The organism is Alkalihalobacillus sp. MEB130, assembly GCF_032335535.1.
Taxonomy (GTDB): domain Bacteria; phylum Bacillota; class Bacilli; order Bacillales; family Bacillaceae_D; genus Halalkalibacter.
The window spans coordinates 38923-60458 of the sequence record NZ_JAOANA010000024.1; the positions used below are offsets into that span (position 1 = coordinate 38923).

Annotated in this window: 17 protein-coding genes; 12 read left to right on the forward strand and 5 right to left on the reverse strand. The window is 39.5% G+C overall.

Annotated features, from left to right (window positions below):
* Positions 1–63 precede the first annotated feature (63 nt).
* From N0O92_RS19670 to N0O92_RS19695, 6 genes are all read left to right on the forward strand, one after another.
* Complete coding sequence (locus N0O92_RS19670) at positions 64–837, forward strand: electron transfer flavoprotein subunit beta/FixA family protein (RefSeq protein ID WP_315616346.1); 774 nt, start codon at positions 64–66, stop codon at positions 835–837.
* Between the two features lie 15 nt (positions 838–852).
* The gene (locus N0O92_RS19675) at positions 853–1824 is read left to right on the forward strand and encodes an electron transfer flavoprotein subunit alpha/FixB family protein (protein ID WP_315616347.1); all 972 of its coding nucleotides are present in this window, start codon (positions 853–855) and stop codon (positions 1822–1824) included.
* 15 nt (positions 1825–1839) lie between these two features.
* A complete protein-coding gene (locus N0O92_RS19680; protein WP_315616348.1) occupies positions 1840–3933 on the forward strand; it encodes a heterodisulfide reductase-related iron-sulfur binding cluster in 2094 nt (697 codons plus the stop codon).
* A gap of 503 nt (positions 3934–4436) precedes the next feature.
* Positions 4437–6134 (forward strand): choline dehydrogenase, encoded by a 1698-nt coding sequence (gene betA / locus N0O92_RS19685; protein WP_315616349.1) that lies wholly within the window; start codon positions 4437–4439, stop codon positions 6132–6134.
* 245 nt (positions 6135–6379) lie between these two features.
* Positions 6380–7471: a D-alanine--D-alanine ligase gene (locus N0O92_RS19690; RefSeq protein WP_315616350.1), complete on the forward strand. Its 1092-nt coding sequence runs from the start codon at positions 6380–6382 to the stop codon at positions 7469–7471.
* Between the two features lie 110 nt (positions 7472–7581).
* Positions 7582–8952 (forward strand): UDP-N-acetylmuramoyl-tripeptide--D-alanyl-D-alanine ligase, encoded by a 1371-nt coding sequence (locus N0O92_RS19695; protein ID WP_315616351.1) that lies wholly within the window; start codon positions 7582–7584, stop codon positions 8950–8952.
* A gap of 79 nt (positions 8953–9031) precedes the next feature.
* On the opposite strand, the gene bglA is transcribed toward N0O92_RS19695, so the two are convergent.
* Both bglA and N0O92_RS19705 read right to left on the reverse strand, forming a co-directional pair.
* Entirely contained in the window at positions 9032–10471 is a 1440-nt protein-coding gene (gene bglA, locus N0O92_RS19700; RefSeq protein WP_315616352.1) for a 6-phospho-beta-glucosidase BglA, read from the reverse strand.
* Positions 10472–10483: 12 nt separating this feature from the next.
* A complete protein-coding gene (locus N0O92_RS19705; protein ID WP_315616353.1) occupies positions 10484–12391 on the reverse strand; it encodes a beta-glucoside-specific PTS transporter subunit IIABC in 1908 nt (635 codons plus the stop codon).
* A 183-nt stretch (positions 12392–12574) separates the two neighbouring features.
* Between N0O92_RS19705 and N0O92_RS19710 the strand changes: the two genes are divergently transcribed.
* From N0O92_RS19710 to N0O92_RS19725, 4 genes are all read left to right on the forward strand, one after another.
* Positions 12575–13285 carry a GntR family transcriptional regulator gene (locus N0O92_RS19710; protein WP_315616354.1) on the forward strand — a complete coding sequence of 237 codons (711 nt, stop codon included), beginning with the start codon at positions 12575–12577 and terminating at the stop codon, positions 13283–13285.
* 92 nt (positions 13286–13377) lie between these two features.
* Positions 13378–15018, forward strand: a complete 1641-nt coding sequence (locus N0O92_RS19715) for an ATP-binding protein (protein WP_315616355.1) — start codon at positions 13378–13380, stop codon at positions 15016–15018.
* A gap of 11 nt (positions 15019–15029) precedes the next feature.
* Entirely contained in the window at positions 15030–15728 is a 699-nt protein-coding gene (locus N0O92_RS19720; RefSeq protein WP_315616356.1) for a response regulator, read from the forward strand.
* Positions 15729–15943: 215 nt separating this feature from the next.
* Positions 15944–17266, forward strand: coding sequence for a CitMHS family transporter (locus N0O92_RS19725; RefSeq protein WP_315616357.1), 1323 nt, complete (start codon positions 15944–15946; stop codon positions 17264–17266).
* A gap of 83 nt (positions 17267–17349) precedes the next feature.
* On the opposite strand, the gene N0O92_RS19730 is transcribed toward N0O92_RS19725, so the two are convergent.
* A complete protein-coding gene (locus N0O92_RS19730; protein ID WP_315616358.1) occupies positions 17350–18225 on the reverse strand; it encodes an SMP-30/gluconolactonase/LRE family protein in 876 nt (291 codons plus the stop codon).
* A 169-nt stretch (positions 18226–18394) separates the two neighbouring features.
* Here N0O92_RS19730 and N0O92_RS19735 point away from each other — a divergent pair, with 169 nt between their 5' ends.
* Both N0O92_RS19735 and N0O92_RS19740 read left to right on the forward strand, forming a co-directional pair.
* Positions 18395–19048 carry a futalosine hydrolase gene (locus tag N0O92_RS19735; protein WP_315616359.1) on the forward strand — a complete coding sequence of 218 codons (654 nt, stop codon included), beginning with the start codon at positions 18395–18397 and terminating at the stop codon, positions 19046–19048.
* Positions 19045–19875 (forward strand): 1,4-dihydroxy-6-naphtoate synthase, encoded by an 831-nt coding sequence (locus tag N0O92_RS19740; protein WP_315616360.1) that lies wholly within the window; start codon positions 19045–19047, stop codon positions 19873–19875. The genes N0O92_RS19735 and N0O92_RS19740 overlap by 4 nt, the downstream gene beginning before the upstream one ends.
* Positions 19876–19912: 37 nt before the next feature.
* Here N0O92_RS19740 and N0O92_RS19745 read toward each other — a convergent pair whose 3' ends face one another.
* On the reverse strand, positions 19913–21112 hold the full coding sequence (locus N0O92_RS19745; protein WP_315616361.1) for a DHH family phosphoesterase: 1200 nt from the start codon (positions 21110–21112) through the stop codon (positions 19913–19915).
* A 113-nt stretch (positions 21113–21225) separates the two neighbouring features.
* Entirely contained in the window at positions 21226–21408 is a 183-nt protein-coding gene (locus N0O92_RS19750; RefSeq protein ID WP_315616362.1) for a hypothetical protein, read from the reverse strand.
* Positions 21409–21536 lie beyond the last annotated feature (128 nt).

The window sequence follows — 21536 nt, forward strand, 5'->3', positions numbered from 1 at the left end:
GTTAGTATGTAGGGAAGATCTACGAATTAGTAATTGATCAATAATTAAGGAGGGATTTTTATCATGAATATTTATGTAATGATGAAAAGAACATTTGATACAGAAGAAAAAATTATAGTTAATAATGGCTTAATAGAAGAAGATGGTGCTGAATTTATCATGAATCCCTATGATGAATATGCAATTGAGGAAGCCATTCAGCTCAAAGAAAAGCATGATGGGGAAGTGACGGTTATTACAGTTGGAGGAGAAGATGCTGAAAAAGAGCTTCGTACAGCACTTGCCATGGGTGCAGACAGAGCGGTGTTAATCAATGTGGAAGATGATCTTGAAGATGGCGATGAATTTACTACGGCAATCATTCTAGCTAACTACTTTGGAAAAAATGATTTCGATATTATTTTGGGTGGAAACGTAGCGATTGACGGTGGATCTGGTCAAGTTGGTCCTCGTTTAGCTGAACTTTTAGATATCCCCTATGTTACAACGATTACAAAGATTAATATTGATGGGAATCATGTCATGATCAAACGGGATGTAGAGGGAGATGTTGAAGTTGTCGAAACATCATTACCCTTATTAGTAACGGCTCAACAAGGATTAAATGAGCCGCGTTATCCGTCATTACCGGGGATCATGAAAGCAAAGAAAAAACCATTAGAAGAATTAGAACTAGATGATCTTGACCTTGATGAGGACGATGTAAAAGCAAAAACGAAGGCAATTGAAATTTTCTTACCTATTAAAAAAGAGACGGGAAAAGTGTTAGAGGGTGAACTTGAAGATCAAGTGAAAGAATTAATTTCACTACTTCAAACTGAAGCAAAAGTAATATAAAAAAGGGGGATTACCATGTCTAGAAAAGTATTAGTTTTAGGTGAAGTTCGTGACGGAGGTTTGCGTAATATTTCATTGGAAGCAATTGCTGCAGGGAAAACAGTTGCTGAAGGTGGAGAGGTAGTAGGGGTTTTACTAGGTGAAAATGTGAGTGACTGTGCAAATGAAATGATTGTATATGGTGCAGACCGTGTCATCATAGTAGAAAATGAAAAACTAAAAACATACACATCAGATGCATTCTCACAAGCCTTCTTAAAGGTTGTAGAAACGGAAAAACCAGAAGGCATGATCATGGGTCATACAGCTCTAGGGAAAGACCTTTCACCTAAATTGGCTAGCAAGCTGAAATCAGGGCTTGTCTCAGACGCAGTAAATGTTGAAGTATTAGGGGGAAATCTTGTATTTACTCGTCCAATCTATTCAGGTAAAGCGTTCGAGAAAAAAATCATAACAGATGGGGTCATTTTTGCTACGATTCGCTCGAATAACATTCCAGCACTGACGAAAGATGAATCTCGCACGGGTGTTGTGTCTTCAGTGGATGTTGACATTAAAGATTTGCGTACCATTATTAAAGAGATTGTCCGAAAAACGAATGAAGGCATAGATTTATCGGAAGCAAAGGTCGTCGTTGCAGGTGGCCGTGGTGTGAAGAGTGAAGATGGTTTTAAGACGTTAAAAGAATTAGCAGACTTATTAGGTGGTGCAGTTGGTGCTTCACGTGGTGCATGTGATGCTGACTATTGTGATTATTCTCTGCAAATTGGACAGACAGGTAAAGTTGTAACACCTGATCTTTATATTGCTTGCGGTATATCAGGTGCCATTCAGCACGTAGCTGGAATGAGCAATTCTAAAGTGATCGTTGCTATCAACAAAGATCCAGAAGCTACTATATTTAACGTCGCTGATTATGGAATTGTAGGAGATTTATTTGAAGTAGTACCATTGCTTATTGAAGAGTTTTCAGCTGTAAAACAATAGAGGGTAGGTTATGTCATGAATGCTTTATTACTAGTCAACACACTCGCCTTTCTACTCATAACAGGTTACGGTTTTTACCTATTTGTCTATTTAATAAAAACTCGCTATGAATATATTAAGTTAGGAAAAAAAGTGGAATTTGACGGTGAAATCAAAGAGAGATGGAAACAAATTCTCATTAATGTGTTTGGACAAAAAAAGCTACTTAAAGATAAAAAAAGTGGAATAATCCATATTATGATGTTTTATGGATTTATTCTTGTCCAATTTGGAGCAATAGATTTTATCTGGAAAGGGCTGGTCCCGGGTTCGCATTTACCACTTGGCCCCCTTTATGCTGGATTTACCTTTTTTCAAGAGATTATTACATTAATGATACTTGTAGCTGTCTTTTGGGCTTTTCATCGTCGATACATCGAGAAGTTGGTACGCTTAAAACGTAGCTGGAAAGCGGGACTTGTCTTAATATTTATCGGAACTTTAATGCTTACCGTGCTATTAGGGAACGGAATGTCTTTAATTTGGTCAGGTCATGGAATGTCTATGTCAGAGCCTATTGCATCACTTATTGCTTTGGCGTTTGGAGGAATTAGTAAAACGACTGCCATCGTGATTTTTTTCATCGCTTGGTGGATCCATTTATTGGTACTTTTGACTTTTATGGTCTATGTCCCACAAAGTAAACATGCACATTTAATTGCAGCACCTGCAAATGTTTTTTTCAGTCGGTTAACAGCACCAGGTAAATTAGCACCAATTGATTTTGAAGATGAAACGAAAGAAACATTCGGGGTCGGTCAAATTGAAGAGTTTACCCAAAATCAAATGATTGACCTCTACGCCTGTGTTGAGTGTGGACGTTGTACGAATATGTGTCCAGCCACAGGTACAGGAAAAATGCTATCGCCAATGGATCTTATTGTTAAAATGCGAGATCATTTAACCGAGAAAGGAGCTGCGGTGACGTCGAGATCTGCCTGGTTGCCGCAGTTTGCTTTTTCTCATACAAGAGCCAATCAACTTGCAATGCAAGGAGCAGCCCATGAAGAAGTGGCAGCGGGCTATAGTGTCAGCTTAATTGGTGATGTTATTACAGAGGAAGAAATCTGGGCCTGTACAACGTGCCGAAACTGTGAGGATCAATGTCCTGTCATGAATGAGCATGTTGATAAAATTATTGACCTCCGTCGCTATCTTGTTTTAACAGAGGGAAAAATGGACGCTGATGCACAGCGAGCGATGACCAATATTGAGCGACAAGGAAATCCGTGGGGAATCAGTCGTAAAGAACGTGAAAACTGGCGTGATGGTTGTGATGACATTCATGTACCAACTGTGAAGGAACTAGAAAAATCAGGTGAATCATTTGATTATTTATTTTGGGTTGGTTCCATGGGTTCCTATGATAATCGTAGTCAAAAAATTTCGCAATCTTTTGCTAGGTTAATGAATGAGGCTGGCGTTAAGTTTGCTATTCTAGGAAATAAAGAAAAGAACTCAGGAGATACACCACGTCGTTTAGGAAATGAATTTCTGTTTCAAGAGCTTGCTGAAAAAAACATTAGTGAAATAAAGAAGCATAACGTGAAGAAAATTGTGACGATTGATCCACATGCATATAATATCTTAAAAAATGAATATCCTGATTTTGGATTAGAAGCAGAGGTTTATCATCATTCAGAATTGCTATATGAATTAGTAATGCAAGGTAAGCTTCGACCGAAATATGAAGTTAATGAAACGATTACTTTCCATGATTCCTGTTATTTAGGGCGCTATAATGAAGTGTATGATCCACCGCGTGAAATTCTAAAGTCTATTCCAGGTGTAAAGCTTATAGAAATGGAACGTAACCGTGATACTGGTATGTGTTGTGGAGCTGGTGGGGGGTTAATGTGGATGGAGGAAGAAACAGGAAACCGTGTTAATATTGCACGAACTGAGCAGGCACTATCGATTAATCCGTCAATGATTTCAAGTGGATGTCCATACTGTTTAACCATGTTAAGTGATGGAACAAAAGCAAAAGAGGTTGAAGATCAAGTTCAAACAATGGATATTGCTGAGATTTTAGAAAGATCGATTCTTCATAAATCTGGAACAGAATAAAAAAGCTAGCTAGGTACATTAACATAGCCTGAAAATTCAGATGGTTATTTCAAAAAGTTTATTATTACTAAGATGAGAGTGAAATGCTAATACAGTAAAAAATAACTTATTAAAAGAGACTTCTCAAAGGTTCATTAATCCTTTGGGGAGTCTCTTTTATATCTACTATCCTCTAAAATTCCTGCCATCCTTAACTGTCGCTAATAATTGACAGTCCCACCCTTTTATCATTAAGGCAAAACCAGGTTTACAAAAAAAAATCACTGTGTTATATTAATTATATTAAGAACGTTAAATAAAAATTTAATAAAAATAATAAAGTTAACAAAAGGCAGTGAATGTTCACCACGAAAACGAAAAAATTGAGGGACATTCCCCAGATTTGAACTCGGTATAGAAAATAACCAGTCTAAAACTAGTAAACTAGTAAGTTTTTTAATGAATACTTTTCAAATTATTTAAATCACTAAAATCAATTGTTACTATCCTAGGAGGTCGAGAAGATGAAAGAGACATATGATATTGTTATCGTAGGTGGCGGTAGTGCGGGTTCTGTACTTGGAGACCGTTTAAGTGCAGACGGGACACGTAGTGTTCTTGTTTTAGAGGCAGGACGTAAGGACTATTCATGGGATTTATTGATCCAAATGCCAGCAGCTTTGCCGTTCCCCTCAGGGAATCCTTTATATGACTGGAGATATGAATCTGACCCGGAACCTCATATGAATGGAAGACGTATCAAGCATGCCAGAGGAAAGGTGCTCGGAGGTTCCGGTTCCATTAATGGTATGATCTATCAACGAGGGAATCCATTGGATTATGAACGTTGGGGAGCAGACCCAGGTATGGAAACATGGGATTTTGCGCACTGTCTTCCATATTTCAAACGTTTGGAAACTGCTTTAGCCGCCGAGCCGGATGACGAATATCGAGGCCATGATGGTCCTCTTAAATTGGAACGTGGGCCAGCTACTGGTCCTTTATTCCAAGCCTTCTTTGAAGCAGCGGTCGAGGCTGGTTACGCAAGAATTCCTGATGTGAATGGTTTTAGACAAGAGGGATTTGCTCCATTTGATAAGCATGTGTACAAAGGACAACGGTATTCACCTTCACGTGCCTATCTACATCCAGCTATGGGGCGTGAGAACCTAACTGTGAAAACTCGTGCGTTTGTAACAAGTATTGATTTCGAAGGTACTCGTGCGAAGGGGTTAACGTATCAAAGAGATGGGAAGACTCATCAGGTGATTGCAGGTGAAGTCGTACTCGCAGGTGGGGCAATTAATACACCTCAATTGCTTCAATTGTCAGGTGTAGGAAATGCTGAATACTTGCGCTCACTTGGTATTGAACCAGTAGTGGATCTTCCAGGTGTAGGTGAAAACCTTCAGGATCATCTTGAAACCTACATCCAATACTCTTGTCCGCAGCCAGTTTCTGAGCAGCCTAACTTAAATAAACTGAAAATGCCTTGGATTGGTTTGCAATGGTTAATTGGACGTAAAGGTCCGGCCGCAACGAACCATTTCGAAGGTGGAGGTTTCGTTCGTTCGAACGAGGACGTTAAATATCCAAACTTAATGTTCCACTTCCTACCGGTAGCCGTTCGATACGACGGACAGAAAGCGGACACCGCTCACGGTTTTCAGGTACACGTCGGACCTATGTACTCTGATGCTAGGGGTTCATTAAAGATTCGTTCGAAAAATCCGAAAGAGCACCCAAGTATGGTTTACAACTATCTTTCAACTGAACAAGACCGTCGTGAGTGGATTGAAGCAGTGAGAATTTCACGTGAAATCCTAAATCAGCCGGCAATGAAACCTTATAATTCGGGTGAAATTTCACCAGGTCCTTCCGTTAGTACAGATGAGGAGATTTTGGAATGGGTGAGAAATGATGCCGAGACAGCGCTTCATCCGAGTTGTACGGCGAAGATGGGACCAGCGTCAGATCCAATGGCTGTCGTAGATCCGCTAACGATGAAGGTTCATGGACTTGAAAATGTTCGAGTTGTTGATGCATCTGCCATGCCTTATGTCACGAATGGCAACATCCATGCACCGGTCTTGATGTTGGCGGAAAAGGCAGCTGACTTAATCCTTGGTCGTAAACCTTTAGAGCCTATCCATCTTGACTTCTACCGACATGGAGTTCATCCACCTGAAGCAGGAACAATAAAAACACTAGTAAAATCATAATAAATTCTTAAGAAGGACTCTTTTAAAATGTATCTGCTGATCAAAGCATACATTTATGAAAGAGTCCTTCTTTTTTCTTGTCAAAAACTTTCAAAAAAAACATGCCCAAAAAGAAGATTGTTACATACTGTAGTTAAAGATAGGCTAATGAGCCATTACGAGGGTGTAAACTAGTTATAAATGAGTATTTAACTTAGGTACGAAAGTGTTACAATAAGAAGTGCAAATGGATATGGAGGTTGAATATGAAAATTAAACTTGGATTATTGTATGGTGGAAAATCTGCTGAACATAAAGTATCGTTACAAACGGCTAAAGCTGTCATTAAAGCGTTAGACTTAACTAAATATGAAATTCATCCAATATATATTTCGGAAAACGGTGAGTGGGTTAGAGGAGCACAGCTTGAAGGTCCTGTAGAGGATGTGAAGCAGCTTCAATTGAAAGAAAATGGAGAAGTAATTTCGCCGGTGGCGTTAAATTCAGAAATCTTCCCAGTGCCATCTAAAGCCGATGCGAACGAAGATAAGATCGATGTGGTTTTTCCGTTGCTTCACGGACCAAACGGAGAAGATGGAACCGTTCAAGGGCTATTAGAATTGATGAATATCCCTTACGTCGGGAACGGCGTGCTGGCATCCGCTGCTGGAATGGATAAAGTCATGATGAAAAACATTTATGAGCAGGCTGGCATTAAGCAAGCCAACTATGTTTGGTACCTTCGCGGTGATTGGGAAAAGAATGCGGAAGCAGCATATGCTACCGTTGAAGAAAAGCTTGGCTACCCTTGTTTTGTGAAACCAGCAAACTTAGGCTCAAGTGTGGGAATTAGTAAATGTAAAGACAGAGAAAGTTTAGAAAAAGCATTTGAGCTAGCTTTTGAGTACGATCGAAAAATTATTATTGAAGAAGGAATCGACGGTCGTGAAGTGGAAATTGCCGTTTTAGGAAACGATGATCCTGAGTGCTCAGTTGTGGGCGAGATTGTTCCGGAAACAGATTTTTATGATTATCAAGCAAAATATGAGGATGGAAGTACGGGACTCATTATTCCTGCTGACATCACGGATGCAGAATATGAAGAAATTAAGAGAGTAGCGATTCAATCCTTTAAAGCTCTAGACTGTTCCGGATTAGTTCGTGCCGACTTCTTCTTAACAAAAGAAGGAGATGTCCTGATGAACGAAGTGAACACGATGCCAGGCTTTACGCCTTTTAGCATGTTCCCAATGCTATGGCAAGAATCAGGCTTATCGTACTCTAAGCTAATTGAAAAATTAGTGGAGCTTGGAGTAGAGCGTCACGAGGAAAAACAAAAGATTAAACACACTTTTTAATGTGTATAAATAGTAATGAGGTTGATTCCGTTGTGAGTCAGCCTCCTTTTACATAAAATAGAAATAGCGAATTGAAAAGACGGAATTTTTAAAGACAAGGGAGCGATTGTATGATTCATAAAAAGTTTAAGGAAATTGCTGCGTGGATGAACGGGGAAGCAGTCGGACCAAATAGTACTTCTGTAGAGATTGCGGGAGTTTCAACAGATACAAGAACGATACAAGAAGGCAATTTGTATGTTCCCCTAGTTGGAGAGAACTTTAATGGTCATGATTTCGTGAAAAAAGCTATCGAGAATGGGGCATCCGGAGTTCTTTGGCAAAAAAATCAACCAAATCCTCCTAGTGATGTTGCGCTTATCCTTGTAGATGATACTTTATTGGCACTACAGAATTTAGCCAAAAACTACTTGGCTAGTCTTTCTACTAAGGTTGTTGGGATTACAGGTAGTAATGGGAAAACAACAACGAAGGATATGGTAACTTCGGTGCTTTCTACGACTTATAAGGTTCAAAAAACAGAAGGGAATTACAATAATCATATTGGACTGCCACTTACCATTCTTCAATTAGAGGAAGACACAGAAATAGCGGTGTTAGAAATGGGAATGAGCGGAAGAGGAGAAATAGAACTTCTTTCGACGATTGCCAAGCCAGAGGCTGCGATTATTACCAACATTGGTGAGTCTCATTTGCTGGATTTAGGCTCGCGTGAAGGCATTTCGGAGGCGAAATTTGAAATTACGTCAGGTCTAAAGGAAAACGGGACTCTTGTTATTCATGGTGATGAGCCGCTGTTAACAGAAAAAGTTGGAGAAAGTCCGTTCCGTGTTTTAACCTTTGGGAGCGCTGAAACAAATGATTATTACCCAGTGCAAATGGAGCAAAAAAGCGATGGAACCTATTTTACAATAAATGGAGAGGATGGAACCGAGTTTTTCATTCCGGTGCTCGGTAAACACAATATTAATAATGCTCTTTCAGCCATTGCGATTGCGAAGCAGTTTGGTGTAACGGTTTCTGACATAAAAAAAGGGCTAGAGTTGATTAAGATTACAGGGATGCGTACGGAATTGATCCAAGGCAAAGGCGGCGTGGCTGTTATTAATGACGCGTATAATGCTAGTCCTACTTCCATGAGGGCTGCAATTGAATTGCTTCAGGACTTAAAAGGCTACAAGCAGAAAATAGTCGTACTAGGAGATATGCTGGAGCTTGGTGATCAAGAAGAGACGTTCCATTACGAAGTGGGAAAAGGGATTGATTCAGCAAAAATCAATTATGTTTTCACATTTGGTGAACTAGGTAAGAAGATTGCAGAAGGATCAAGAGTGAATTTTTCAGAAAATCAAGTTTGGGCATACGATGACAAACAACAATTGATTGCTAAATTAAAGGACGTTGTCGATGAAGGCGATGTTGTTTTAGTGAAAGGTTCCCGTGGCATGAAATTAGAAGAGGTTGTCCGGGCATTAACATAAGACTGAGTAGAAAATGAAACAAATCCCGAATAGGGCACAAGTGCCGATATTCGGGATTTGTTTTAGTGAATGATAACTCCTACAGTTCTTCTCCATTTGTTTGAATCACTGTTTTGTACCAATCAAATGAATCTTTCTTATAACGTTTCATTGATCCATTTCCTTCATTATCGCGATCTACATAAATCATACCATATCGTTTTTTCATTTCCCCTGTTGTAAATGACACGATATCGATGATTCCCCACGGTGTGTAGCCCATCAGTTCTACTCCATCGTAAGTGACCGCCTTTTCTAATGCTTCAATGTGTGATTTTAAATAATTAATGCGCTCTGGGTCGTGGATGGAGCCGTCATCTTCCACTGTATCAACAGCACCAAAGCCATTTTCGACAATGAATAATGGAATTTGATAGCGATCATAAAAACGATTTAATGTGTAGCGTAACCCAGTTGGATCAATCGCCCAGCCCCAATCACTCGATTTAATGTATGGATTTTCTACCCCGTGAGGCAGTGCGCCGTTAACGATATCGCCAGAATTATCACTAACAACATCACTTTTTACCGTTGTTGACATATAGTAACTAAAGCCTAAATAGTCGACCTTACCGTTGAGTAAGATTTCATCGTCGCCGTCTTCAAACGGAATGTTGAATCCTTCTCTTTCAAACTCTTTTAATGCATAGCTTGGATAATACCCGCGAACATGTACATCCGGGAAGAAGTAACGTTGTCTCATGTATTCTTCAGCAAGCATCACATCTTCTGGGTTGGAAGAGTAAGGGTAGATAGGTACGTGTGACACCATTGCTCCAATTTGGAATTTAGGGTTAATCTCTTTACCTTTTGCTACCGCTAATGCACTAGCAATTAGTTCATGATGTCCTGCTTGATACATCACTTCTTTCGCGTTTTCTCCTTCTTTGACAGTCACACCAGAATTCGTCCAAAGGAATAGGGGGTTATCCACATCCATTTTGTTATTAATTTCGTTGAACGTCATCCAATACGTAACTTTATCTTTGTAACGGTTGAAGCAAACTTCAGCAAACTTTGCGAAGAAGTCTACCACTTTTCTACTTCTAAATCCACCGTATTCTCTTGCTAAATGTAGCGGCATTTCAAAGTGAGAGAGTGTAATAACGGGCTCAATACCGTGCTTGAGTAATTCATCAAATACATCATCATAAAATTGTAAGCCTGCTTCATTCGGTTCCGCTTCATCACCTTTAGGGAAAATGCGGCTCCAACCAATCGATGTGCGTAAGCATTTTAGTCCCATTTCCGCAAAAAGAGCGATGTCCTCTTTATAGTTATGATAAAAATCAATGGCTTCATGGTTTGGATAAAATTCATTTTCTTCAATTGTATCGGTAATTTTTCTAGGCACACCATGGGCACCTGCTGTCATGACATCTACAACGCTAGGTCCTTTACCACCTTGGTCCCAGCCACCTTCAAATTGGTGAGCGGCTAACGCGCCGCCCCATAAAAAGTCTTTTGGCATTTTACTCATGTTGAACTCCTCCTATTTCACTACTGTAATTAATTCTTCGTCTAATGTACAAGCTGTAAGATCTGAAACGATCACTTCTTTATAAGCATGTGAGTTTGTAATAATAACAGGTGTGATCGTTTTTAACCCTTTCTTTTCAATCATTTCTTTATCAAAAGTAACAAGCAAGTCACCTTTTTTTACTTTGTCTCCATCTTTCACTTGTAAACTGAAAGGAGTTCCGTTAAGTGAAACGGTATCTAATCCAATATGCACAAGTAATTCAACACCAGAATCGGAACGCAAACCGATTGCATGCTTCGTAGGTGCAACCATAACTACATTTCCATCAAATGGAGCATATAATTTGTTATCCTCTGGCTCGATGGCTACGCCTTGGCCCATGGCCCTTGATCCAAATACCTCATCAGGTACTTCGCTAAGAGGGATCACTTTTCCAGCAAAAGGAGCACTAATTGTTTCTTCGTTGTTTCTAGAGTTATTTGCTTGTTGATCTCCACTTTGTCCTTGCTCTTTTACTAAATTATCATTGCCTGCTTGTTTAGCTGTATCTTCACCATAGCCAAAGATTTGGATTAAAACGACAGGAAGAATAATCGCAATAGCAGAACCGATTAAAATTCCCCAAATCGATGAAGGATAATCAGCGTTGATTCCGTTCACTAGTGTTAACGGACCTGGTAATCCTGCATAGGCAAAATAATATGGATTAAAGAAACTTGCGACAATGGCCCCAGTTGCTCCACCGATACAACCATAAATAAATGGTTTCTTAAATCGTAACGTTATTCCGTAGATAGCTGGTTCAGTAATACCGAATAAACCAGTTACCCCAGCTGAAACCCCGACTTTGCGAGTTTCTTGGCTTCTTGCCTTTAAAATAACCCCAAGTACTGCACCGACTTGCGCGATAACCGCAATCGTTTGATACGCTTGGAATGAATCGCGGCCATACATATCATAGTTTGCTAGTACCATTGGAGTAATTCCCCAGTGGACTCCGAAAATAACGAGTACTTGCCAGAAAGCACCGATAATTGCTCCAGCTACTGCAGGTGCTGTTTCAGCTAAGAAGTTATAACCATTAGCGATTCCGACAGCTCCTGCTGTTGTGATAGGACCAATTAAAACAATTGTTAAAGGTACCATGATGATCATACACAAAAATGGAACAAATAATGGTCGAACAACTTCGTTCATATTTTTATTTAAAAATTTCTCCAGGTAAGACAAGATCCACACTAAAAATAGTGGTGGTAAAACCGATGATGTGTATACGGTTTCAGATAAGGCAATTCCTAAGAATGTAATTGTCTCACCAGCTGCAATTTGTGCTGCAATCGCTGCCCAAGTTGGACTTACTAAAGCCGCACTACAAGCTACCGCAATGTACGTGTTGGTTTTAAAATGCTTTGATGCTGTTATGGCGATAAAAATAGGTAAGAATGTAAATGGTGCCCATGAAATAAAACTAAAAACTTCGTACGTTCCGGTCGTTGCAAAAGCAGGGAACAATAAATTAATAACAATTAATGAACCTTGGATAATACCAGCTGCAGCTAAGATGTAAATAAATGGCGCAAATACAGCTGACATCGTTGCAATCACACGGTTTAAGATGGTTCCTTTATTTTCATTTTCCCCATCTGATGATGTATCAAGGTTAACTAGACTTGAGAACGTCTCATAGACTTCCCCGACGTGTTGACCAATAACGACTTGGAATTGGCCACCGTTTTCTACAACTGTAATAACACCTGGCAGAGAAGCGACTTTTTCTTTCGCTTTTGGATTTGAGCGTTTTAGTACTAATCTAAGCCTAGTGGCACAACGTGTCGCTCCAATGACGTTTTCTTCTCCACCAACTGCTTCTAATATGTCTTTTGCAAGTTGAGTATAATCTCTAACTTTTCCTGACATCTTAACCCCCCCTTTAGAGTTTGTTTTCTTTTGTATGGTTTTATTATAATTGTACCGGTACAATTAATCAATAACCAAATAAAAAATTTATTTATATATAATTTTATTAGATGAGCCGGTTACAAATTTTATGCTATAATTCTCTTAGTGAATGAGACAATCGAAACGAGTGAGGTATATTCCATGTTAAAATACCAGCAAATTGCAACTGAAATTGAAACGTATATTGAAGAAAATGATCTTCAACAAGGAGATAAACTTCCTGTACTAGAAACGCTCATGGCTCAATTTGAAGCGAGTAAGAGTACAATTATAAAATCATTAGATCTGCTAGAAAAAAAGGGCGCTGTTTTTCAAGTTCGAGGTAGTGGTATTTTTGTAAGAAGACATAAGAGAAAAGGGCATATTAGTCTTCTTTCTAATCAAGGATTTAAGATGGATCTTGAAGACTTTCAAATAACATCAGAAGTGTTGGAATTGGATTTGAGGAAGCCTTCAGAAGAAGTGGCTTTCAATCTAAATATGAAACAAGATGAAGATGCCTATTATGTAAAAAGAATTCGGTATATTAACGGAAAAACGTTGTGCTTAGAGGAGTCTTTTTATAATAAGTCGATTGTTACTTATTTGAATAACGAAATAGCGTCAGAATCGATTTTTCACTATATTAAGGAAGGATTAGGATTAAAGATTGGCTTTTCTGATATGTATCTAAAAGTGGATAAGTTAAAAGAAGAAGAAGCCAACTATTTAGGACTGGAAAAAGGGGCTCCAAAACTTACCGTTGAAACCATTTTTCATTTAACAAACGGTCAACCATTTGACTTTTCAAAAGTTACGTATAACTACGAGCAATCACAGTTCTTCATCCAGGCGAATAGCCACTTTTTATAAGTGGCTATTCGTTTTTTATGAGGGGTGAATCATGGCTTTTCATGGGAGTATGGTAAACTAAAAAAAGCAAAAAGGCTAAGGAGATTTTTATGATGTCTTCCATACAAGATAACAACAGTCGTAAGTATTTAACTCAACCTAAAACAAAGCTTAATTTGAAAATGAAAATGACGTTTCTCATTGTGCTATTAATTATCGGAATGTTTGCCATAATGGGAGTGTTTCTTCAATATTTTCTTTCTGATACGCTAGAAGCACAGCTTGGAGAAAGGGCGCTTAGTGTGGCAGAAAGTGTTGCGCACATACCTGAGTTAAAGGAAGCCTTTTACCTGGATGAGCCAGCAGAGGTGATTCAGCCTCTTGTTGCCCCGATACGTAAAGCGACGAAAGCTGAATTCATTGTTGTTGGAAATCTACAAGAAATTCGATATGCTCACCCGATTCCTGAACAAATAGGAAGGAAAATGGTTGGAGAAGATAATGATCGTGCTTTGCTTCACGGAGAGTCATATGTTTCTAAAGCGACTGGCTCGTTAGGACAATCGATTCGGGGAAAGGTGCCAGTTGTTTCTGATCAAGGAGAAGTGATTGGAGTTGTTTCTGTAGGTTTTTTAAATGACGATGTTCAGAGCATTATTCATCATTATAGTAGAGAGCTTTGGTTGGTGCTTATTGCCATAGTCGGGGTAGGAGTGATTGGGGCCATTTTTATTGCTCATTACATTAAGAAGCTGCTTTTTGGATTAGAGCCAGAGGAAATCTCACACCTTCTACTTCAAAAAGAAACGATTTTACAATCAACACACGAAGGAATCATTGCTGTTAATAAAGATGGTGCGATTACGATGATAAACGCAGCGGCAAAACGATTGCTGAGGAACCGAGAAAGCAAGACAGAAGAATTTATAGGAAAGCCGATCTTGGATGTTCTCCCTACTTCTAAGCTTCATGAAGTACTAGAACATGGAGTGAGTCAATACAATAAAGAACTTTTGGTAGGGAACGATGTGGTTTTAGTAAACCGTGTCCCTATTTACTATCAAGAGACTTTAATTGGAGCAGTCTCGACGTTTCGTAATAAAACAGAAATTGAGAATTTAACGAAAGAATTAACTAGGGTTTCGCAATATGCTGATGCATTAAGAGCGCAAACACATGAATTTTCTAATAAAATGTATACCATTTTAGGGCTCATTCAACTTGAGAGAAATGATGAAGCGGTTGATTTTATCCGAAGAGAGAGCAACATTCAACAAAAGTGGATTCGTCTTTTAGTTGAGAAAGTGTCTGATCCCATGGTAAGTGCAATCTTGTTGGGCAAAGTAAATCAGGCGAATGAACAAAAGGTCAGGCTTTCTATCGATCCAGACAGTCAACTTACCCATCGCTTACCTAATACAGAACGAGATGCTCTTGTTACCGTGCTAGGAAATGTAATTGAGAATGCGATTGATGCGGTGAAGATGAATCCTGATTCGAAACGTGAAGTTTCCATTTTCTTTACGGATCTAGGTGATGAAATTCTGTTTGAAATTGAAGACTCGGGTCAAGGAGTACCATCTGATATGACTTTAAATATATTTAACCAAGGTTTTTCTACGAAAGAAGGCTTCCACCGGGGAATTGGTTTGGCATTAACGAAACAAGTTCTTAAAGATATTGGTGGAGAAATTCTGGTAGAAGATGGTGAGTTAGGTGGAGCTTGTTTTGTTATAACGATACCAAAAAGATAGGAGGAGAATGGATGCAGCAATTATTTAGAGTATTAATCATAGAAGATGACTTTCGTGTAGCGGACATTACAACACAGTTTGTTGGGAAAGTGGACGGGTTTGCGGTCGTCGGCAGTGTAAAAACAGGGGAAGAGGCAAAACGGTGGCTGCAAACGGAAAAACTTCCAGATCTCATCTTACTTGATGTATACATACCAGATGTCGAAGGCTTAGAGTTGTTTTGGACTATTCGAAGAGACTACCAAAGTATTGATGTCATTATGATGACAGCAGCAAAAGAAGTAACTACGATTGAGGAAGCATTACGGGCTGGAATCTTTGATTACATTGTAAAGCCGGTTGATTTTTCTCGATTTGAACAGACGTTAACACGTTACGTAGATTTTCGCCGTTTTTTGTCTTCTAGAGATGAGCTAGAACAAGAAGAAATTGACCGTTTGACAGGCAGTGTTACTGCGCCGAAGGAGGAAGTGGTTGAATCAGGTGATTTACCAAAAGGAATAGATCGAATAACGTTAGAGAAAATCAAAAAAATTATGGAACAAAACAGAGGAAAAGGCTGGACTGCTGTTCAAGTTGGGAAAGAGATTGGGGCAAGCAGGTCCACAGCGAGGCGTTATTTAGAGTATTTAGTTTCCTCTAAGGCAGTGGAGGCTGAGCAAAAATATGGGGATGTTGGCCGTCCGGAAAGGCGTTACTCTCTTTTGTGAACAATATGAACAAAAATTATTTAATGATCAATAAATCGTTTATTTTCAAAAACTTCATCCCTTTTTTCAAACATGGTACGTTTCTATGTATATAGAAAAGTTTGAAAAAAGGGATAATTCATTTAAGGATGGGAGAAGTCTCCCTAAATTTGTATCCGCTTTCAATGTGCCCTTTTTTCAAATATACGTTTATTTAAGTGAAAGGGGAGATTAGAATGTTGAGTATCATTGGATTGGTTACCATTTTAACCATTGTTCTATTGTTGCTAAGGGGAAAAATTACGCCGATTATCGGCCTTGTTCTCATACCGATTATTGGGGCTTTAGTAGCTGGGTTTGGATTTGCAGAGATTGGTGTGCTATTTGGTGAAGGAATCGACCGAGTCATTAATGTGGTCATTATGTTCATATTTGCGATTCTCTTTTTTGGAGTCATGCAGGATGCTGGCTTATTCGATCCGATTATTAATAAAATGATTGCCATTTCCAGAGGAGATGTTATTGCTGTAACGGTGGGGACGGTTATTATAGCAGCTATAGCCCATCTTGATGGCTCTGGTGCTTCAACGTTCTTAATTACCATTCCAGCACTTCTTCCTCTTTATAAGAGATTAAAGATGAGTCCGTACTTGCTTCTCTTATTAATTGGATTAAGTGCTAGTATTATTAACATGGTTCCTTGGGGAGGACCAATTGGAAGAACTGCCGCTGTCATCGGTGTCGATCCAACTGAGTTATGGAGACCGCTGATTCCGGTTCAAATTATTGCCATGATTTTATTAATAGGTCTAGCTGTTATTTTAGGAATAAGAGAAAAAAAGAAGATTGCAAGGTTGTCAGATGTTGAAAACGCTGAATTTGAGGCTGCGGCGACGGTTGAAGAAGCTAGTGAGGAATTAGCGCAAAAGAAAGATGGTTCTTTAGTTCGTCCAAAGCTTCTGTGGATAAATTTATTGCTAACATTAGGTGTGATTGCGATGTTAGTGTGGGGAATTGTTCCGGCAGGATTTGTGTTTATGATTAGTTTAAGTATTGCTTTACTTATTAACTATCCAAAAGTAGAAGATCAGATGGAACGTATTAAAGCACATGCTCCTAATGCGCTCCTTATGGCTGCTATTATTTTAGCGGCAGGTTCCTTCTTAGGAATTTTAGATGGAACGGGCATGTTACAGTCATTAGCGACTGACCTTGTTTTATTCTTGCCTGCTTTTATCGTTCCGTATTTGCATCTTGTGATTGGGTTTTTAGGGGTTCCGTTTGAATTGGTGTTAAGTACAGACGCTTACTATTTTGCTTTGCTGCCGGTAGTGGAGCAAATTGTTACTGGATATGGTGTCGATTCTGCCTCTGCAGCATATGCTATGGTAATTGGAAATATTATTGGTACATTTATTAGCCCGTTTTCACCAGCTCTTTGGTTAGCGCTAGGACTTGCTGGACTCGAAATGGGGAAACATATTCGCTACTCATTCTTCTGGGTGTGGGGATTTAGTATTGTTCTTATAGTGGCCGCTATGTTAATCGGAGTTATCTAGAAAAAGAATAGGGCTGTCTCAACAACTCTACCTATGTAAGAGCATGGGTAGAGAGGAATTGAGATAGGCCCTATTTTTGTTTACTATCCATATAAATAGGCAGGAATTCCTTTTGCTTTGGTTCTCACTCTGAATAGATTTCCGGACTGTGGATAGTGTGAGAGCTCCTCTTCATCCATACCTATTCTTGCTGTCGTAATATAGAGCTCATCTAGATTAGCTCCTCCAAATGTACAAGAAGTAACGTTTTTAGCTGGGATTGAAATTTCGTCAAGTTGAATGCCAGATTGCGGGTCCCAACGCGTTACTCTTGCCCCGCCCCAGTGAGCAACCCAGATCATCCCATCGCTATCAATGGTCATGCCGTCTGGATAGCCACTTGATCTAGGGATGGATACGCTCGTTTTTAGAAAGCGAATGTCTCCACTTTTCTCGTCGTATTGATACATTTTCACTTCACTAGTTGGTGTATCGATGTAATACATGAAAGAATGATCGGGACTCCAAGCAAGTCCGTTAGAAATTGTAACTGGAGAAAGAATCTTTTTACTCTCACCAGAAGGATCTAAACGATACAACGAACCTTGACCTTCTGTTTCATCTAAAGACATAGTTCCAGCCCAAAAACGACCGGCGGGGTCACATTTTCCATCGTTAAAACGGTTACCGGATAAATTCTTTTCTGGGTTTGTAATAAATGTCAACTTTTGTGATTGTAAATCATATTGATAAATGCCATTTTCCATAGCCAAAAGGAGTTGACCTGATTTGCTTCGAACAACTGCTCCGATGTATTGATCAAACTGGACAGAGTGATTTTGGTTCTGTTGTGGGTCAAACAGGTGGAGTTTCTTTTCGAGAATATCTACCCAGTATAAATGATGGTTGTCATGATCCCAATGCGGTCCTTCTCCTAATGTAGCTTTTGCTGGAAAAACACCTTCAACTTTGTCAAACATCATATGACCTCCTATCACTTTTTTATGTTATTTAGATCTTAGCATCAATGGGCTCTTTTGATAAGAAGCAGACTACAATAGCTTAGTCTGTGCAGAGACTGGTCAAAGGAAGAGGAATTCGATACACTAAAACGGAAAGATTGAAGCCGCATAAGGAGAGTTTCTATACATGAATAAGCAAAAAGCAATACTGATTGTCACTTCTGTTCATGCCGAGAAAGAAGCGATAGAAAAAGGAATAAGGAACGCATCTCAGTTTGATATTATTGTGGCAGGTGTCGGACAAGCCGCAGCTGCAGCTCGTACAGCAACGGCATTAGCAAAAAAGAAGTATGATTATGTGATTAATGCAGGGATAGCGGGTGGATTTGAAGGAAGAGCTGATATGGGCTCAATCGTCATTTCAACTGATATTATTGCCGCTGATTTAGGTGCGGAATCATCAGAAGGATTTCTCAGTTTAGAAGAACTACATTTAGGTGATTCCAAACTAGTAGTGGACGGGGATATGGTGAACCGATTTTGTACTCAGGCAGTAAGTATGGGTGTGGATGTTCATCAAGGAGCCATCTTGACGTTATCGACGGTTACCGGAACACAAGAAACAACAGATTTGTTATTGAATCGGTTTCCAGATGCGGTTGCAGAAGGGATGGAAGGATTTGGTGTAGCAGAAGCTGCAAAGCAACATGGAGTCCCTGTTATGGAAATGAGGTCCATTTCGAATAAAATTGGACCAAGAGACAGAGATGCTTGGCGAATAAAAGAGGCACTAGCGATGTTAGAAAAAGCTAGTTCTGTTATGGTGGAGGTATTTTCATGAAAATTGCATTTTCTCCTTGTCCGAATGATACGTTTGTGTTTCATGCGTGGGTACATGGGTTAATCCCTGGTGCTCCGGAGTTGGATGTAACCTATGCAGATATTGATAAAACAAATAATTGGGCAGCAGAAGGGATTGGTCCTGAAGTTCAAAAAATTTCTTATGCCGCGCTCCCTTATGTGTTATCTGATTATGCTTTAATTCCTTGTGGAGGGGCACTAGGAAGAGGGTGTGGACCGCTCGTGCTAACAAAAGGGGAGCAAGTAGGTCCTCAAGCTTTGGCGGGGAAAAAAGTAGCTGTGCCTAGTGAGAGGTCGACTGCTTATTTATTGTTTCGTTTGTGGGCATCACAAACGATTTCAGGTGGAATCGGCGAAATTATTGTCATGCCGTTTCATGAAATTATGCCTGCTGTTCAAGCTGGTACGATTGATGCAGGATTGGTTATACATGAAGCGCGCTTTACCTACCAAGACTACGGACTCACCCTTCTTCAGGATTTAGGAAGTTGGTGGGAGGAGGATACTGGGTTACCAATTCCATTAGGGGCGATTATTGCTCATCGGTCTTTAAATCTTGGTGAAATTACAAAATGGGTAAAAGCATCCGTTGATTATGCTTGGGCTCATCCAGATGAATCGAAGGCATACATAATGGAGCATGCCCAAGAGTTATCAGTGGATGTTGCAAGCTCTCATATTGAACTTTATGTTAATGAGTATACAGCGAACTTAGGTGAGGACGGGTATGCTGCGATTGAAGCTTTATTAGGAAGGGCAGCAAAGGAAGGGTTAGTACCAACATTTGATTTGAATGCGCTCCGGTAAAGTCCGGGGCCTTCCTTTTTGCCCTTGTGAATGGGGTTTATGTTTGTTTTGCGTTCTGACGTTTGTTATCTAGTACATGATCAGCTAAGTAGCGGACAAACAGGTCGTCCCGAGCAAGCCATGCTAAATAGTTTCGTTTAATGTAATTCTCCGCTTCTTCAAAGGAAGAGAAGAAGTCTTCTTCAGACTGGTTTTTCTCGAGCATCCATCTGTCCTCATTTATAGGGTAAATAAAGAAACGATGATCTGCGTGATCAATATATAAAGATCCAGACTTTCCTGCTTTTAGGTTGTGCTGATTTCTGAAGGCGTCCACACGTAAAGGTTCAAGTGGAAATGGTTCGGAAATATACAATTTGAAGGCTTCCTCCGTTAAAGAGCAACCAGACGCTTTCGCATGGCCCCCTCCACCAAATTGATTGGCGACTTCGGAAACATCAACATGGTCATGAATCGTACGAAAACTGATTTTTTTGCCACCAGCATTTAAAATCGCTATATAATCAAGATGTGGACAATCTTTTCCGAGTTCATTGCCGAGTTCAGAGTGATAGGACTCTGCATGGACAATTCCCGTACAATAAGGACCAATAAATGTTTGAATTAGCTCTCTTCTTTTTCTTCTAATATAGCGTTCAATTTTAGTTTCTTCCATATCAAGGATCTTTTCTTCAAATTCATCGAATTCAAACGATTCGTTCTCTTGAAGACGTTTGACCATTCTCTCTTCAAACTCGTCGATGGAAAGCATAAAGAACAAGTCATTCAGTCGCTTTGCCTTGATCACTTCATGTTTCTCCCATTCCCACGTATCCCATAATCGAACAAGCTCTACAAAATCATCTAATGACGAAGAGGCTTCTAAAAGTCCTTGTTTTCTTAAATAGTCATAAAGTAGCGATGTTGCAGCAGCTAACCGTCCATCATCGTATTGGACGGTAACAGAGGCCCATGAGTAGTCGTTAAAATGCAGAGCTGTTTTATGGTGATCAAGCATGGTTACGCTTCCGCCTTTTTTAACAAACTCCTCTATTTTCTTTTCGTTTTCACTATGTACAGATAGATCTGTGATAAGTAACACATCATCTATTCTGTTTTGTTCCAAAAAGCGTTCGATTTGAAAATCTAGCCCTTGAACAGAGTTATACCGGACATCGACATCTGTTCCAAAAGCCAATCGTGCAAGAATGCCGCAACCAACTCCATCTAAATCGTTGTGAGTATATAAACGGTACATGACAACCCCTCCTTACTAAATAGTATGTGTTAGTGAGGAGGGAATATTGAGTGAAAAATGATAAATTATATGGGATTTGGAGCTCGATTCACTGGAGATAAGTAGGAGGACAATTAAAGGGCATCATTTGTGAATGAAGAGTCTTCGCATTGGGCTAGTTTTCGTTTGTAAATTAGTTGATTTACCATGATCGCAACACATAGAGCTGTAACTAGCCCTAACAATAATCCGATGTAGCTATAAGTGATAAAACCAATGACGAGCCCACAAACAATGAGTATTAAACCAACAGCCATCATACCTCCTCCTTCAGTTTCCATATTCTAACATGCAATGTAGGTGTTTAATGTTTTATTGTAAGATAACTTACGGAGAAATATGCTAAAAATGTTAAAGGGAAAAAACTAAGGCGCTTGAAAAAGGG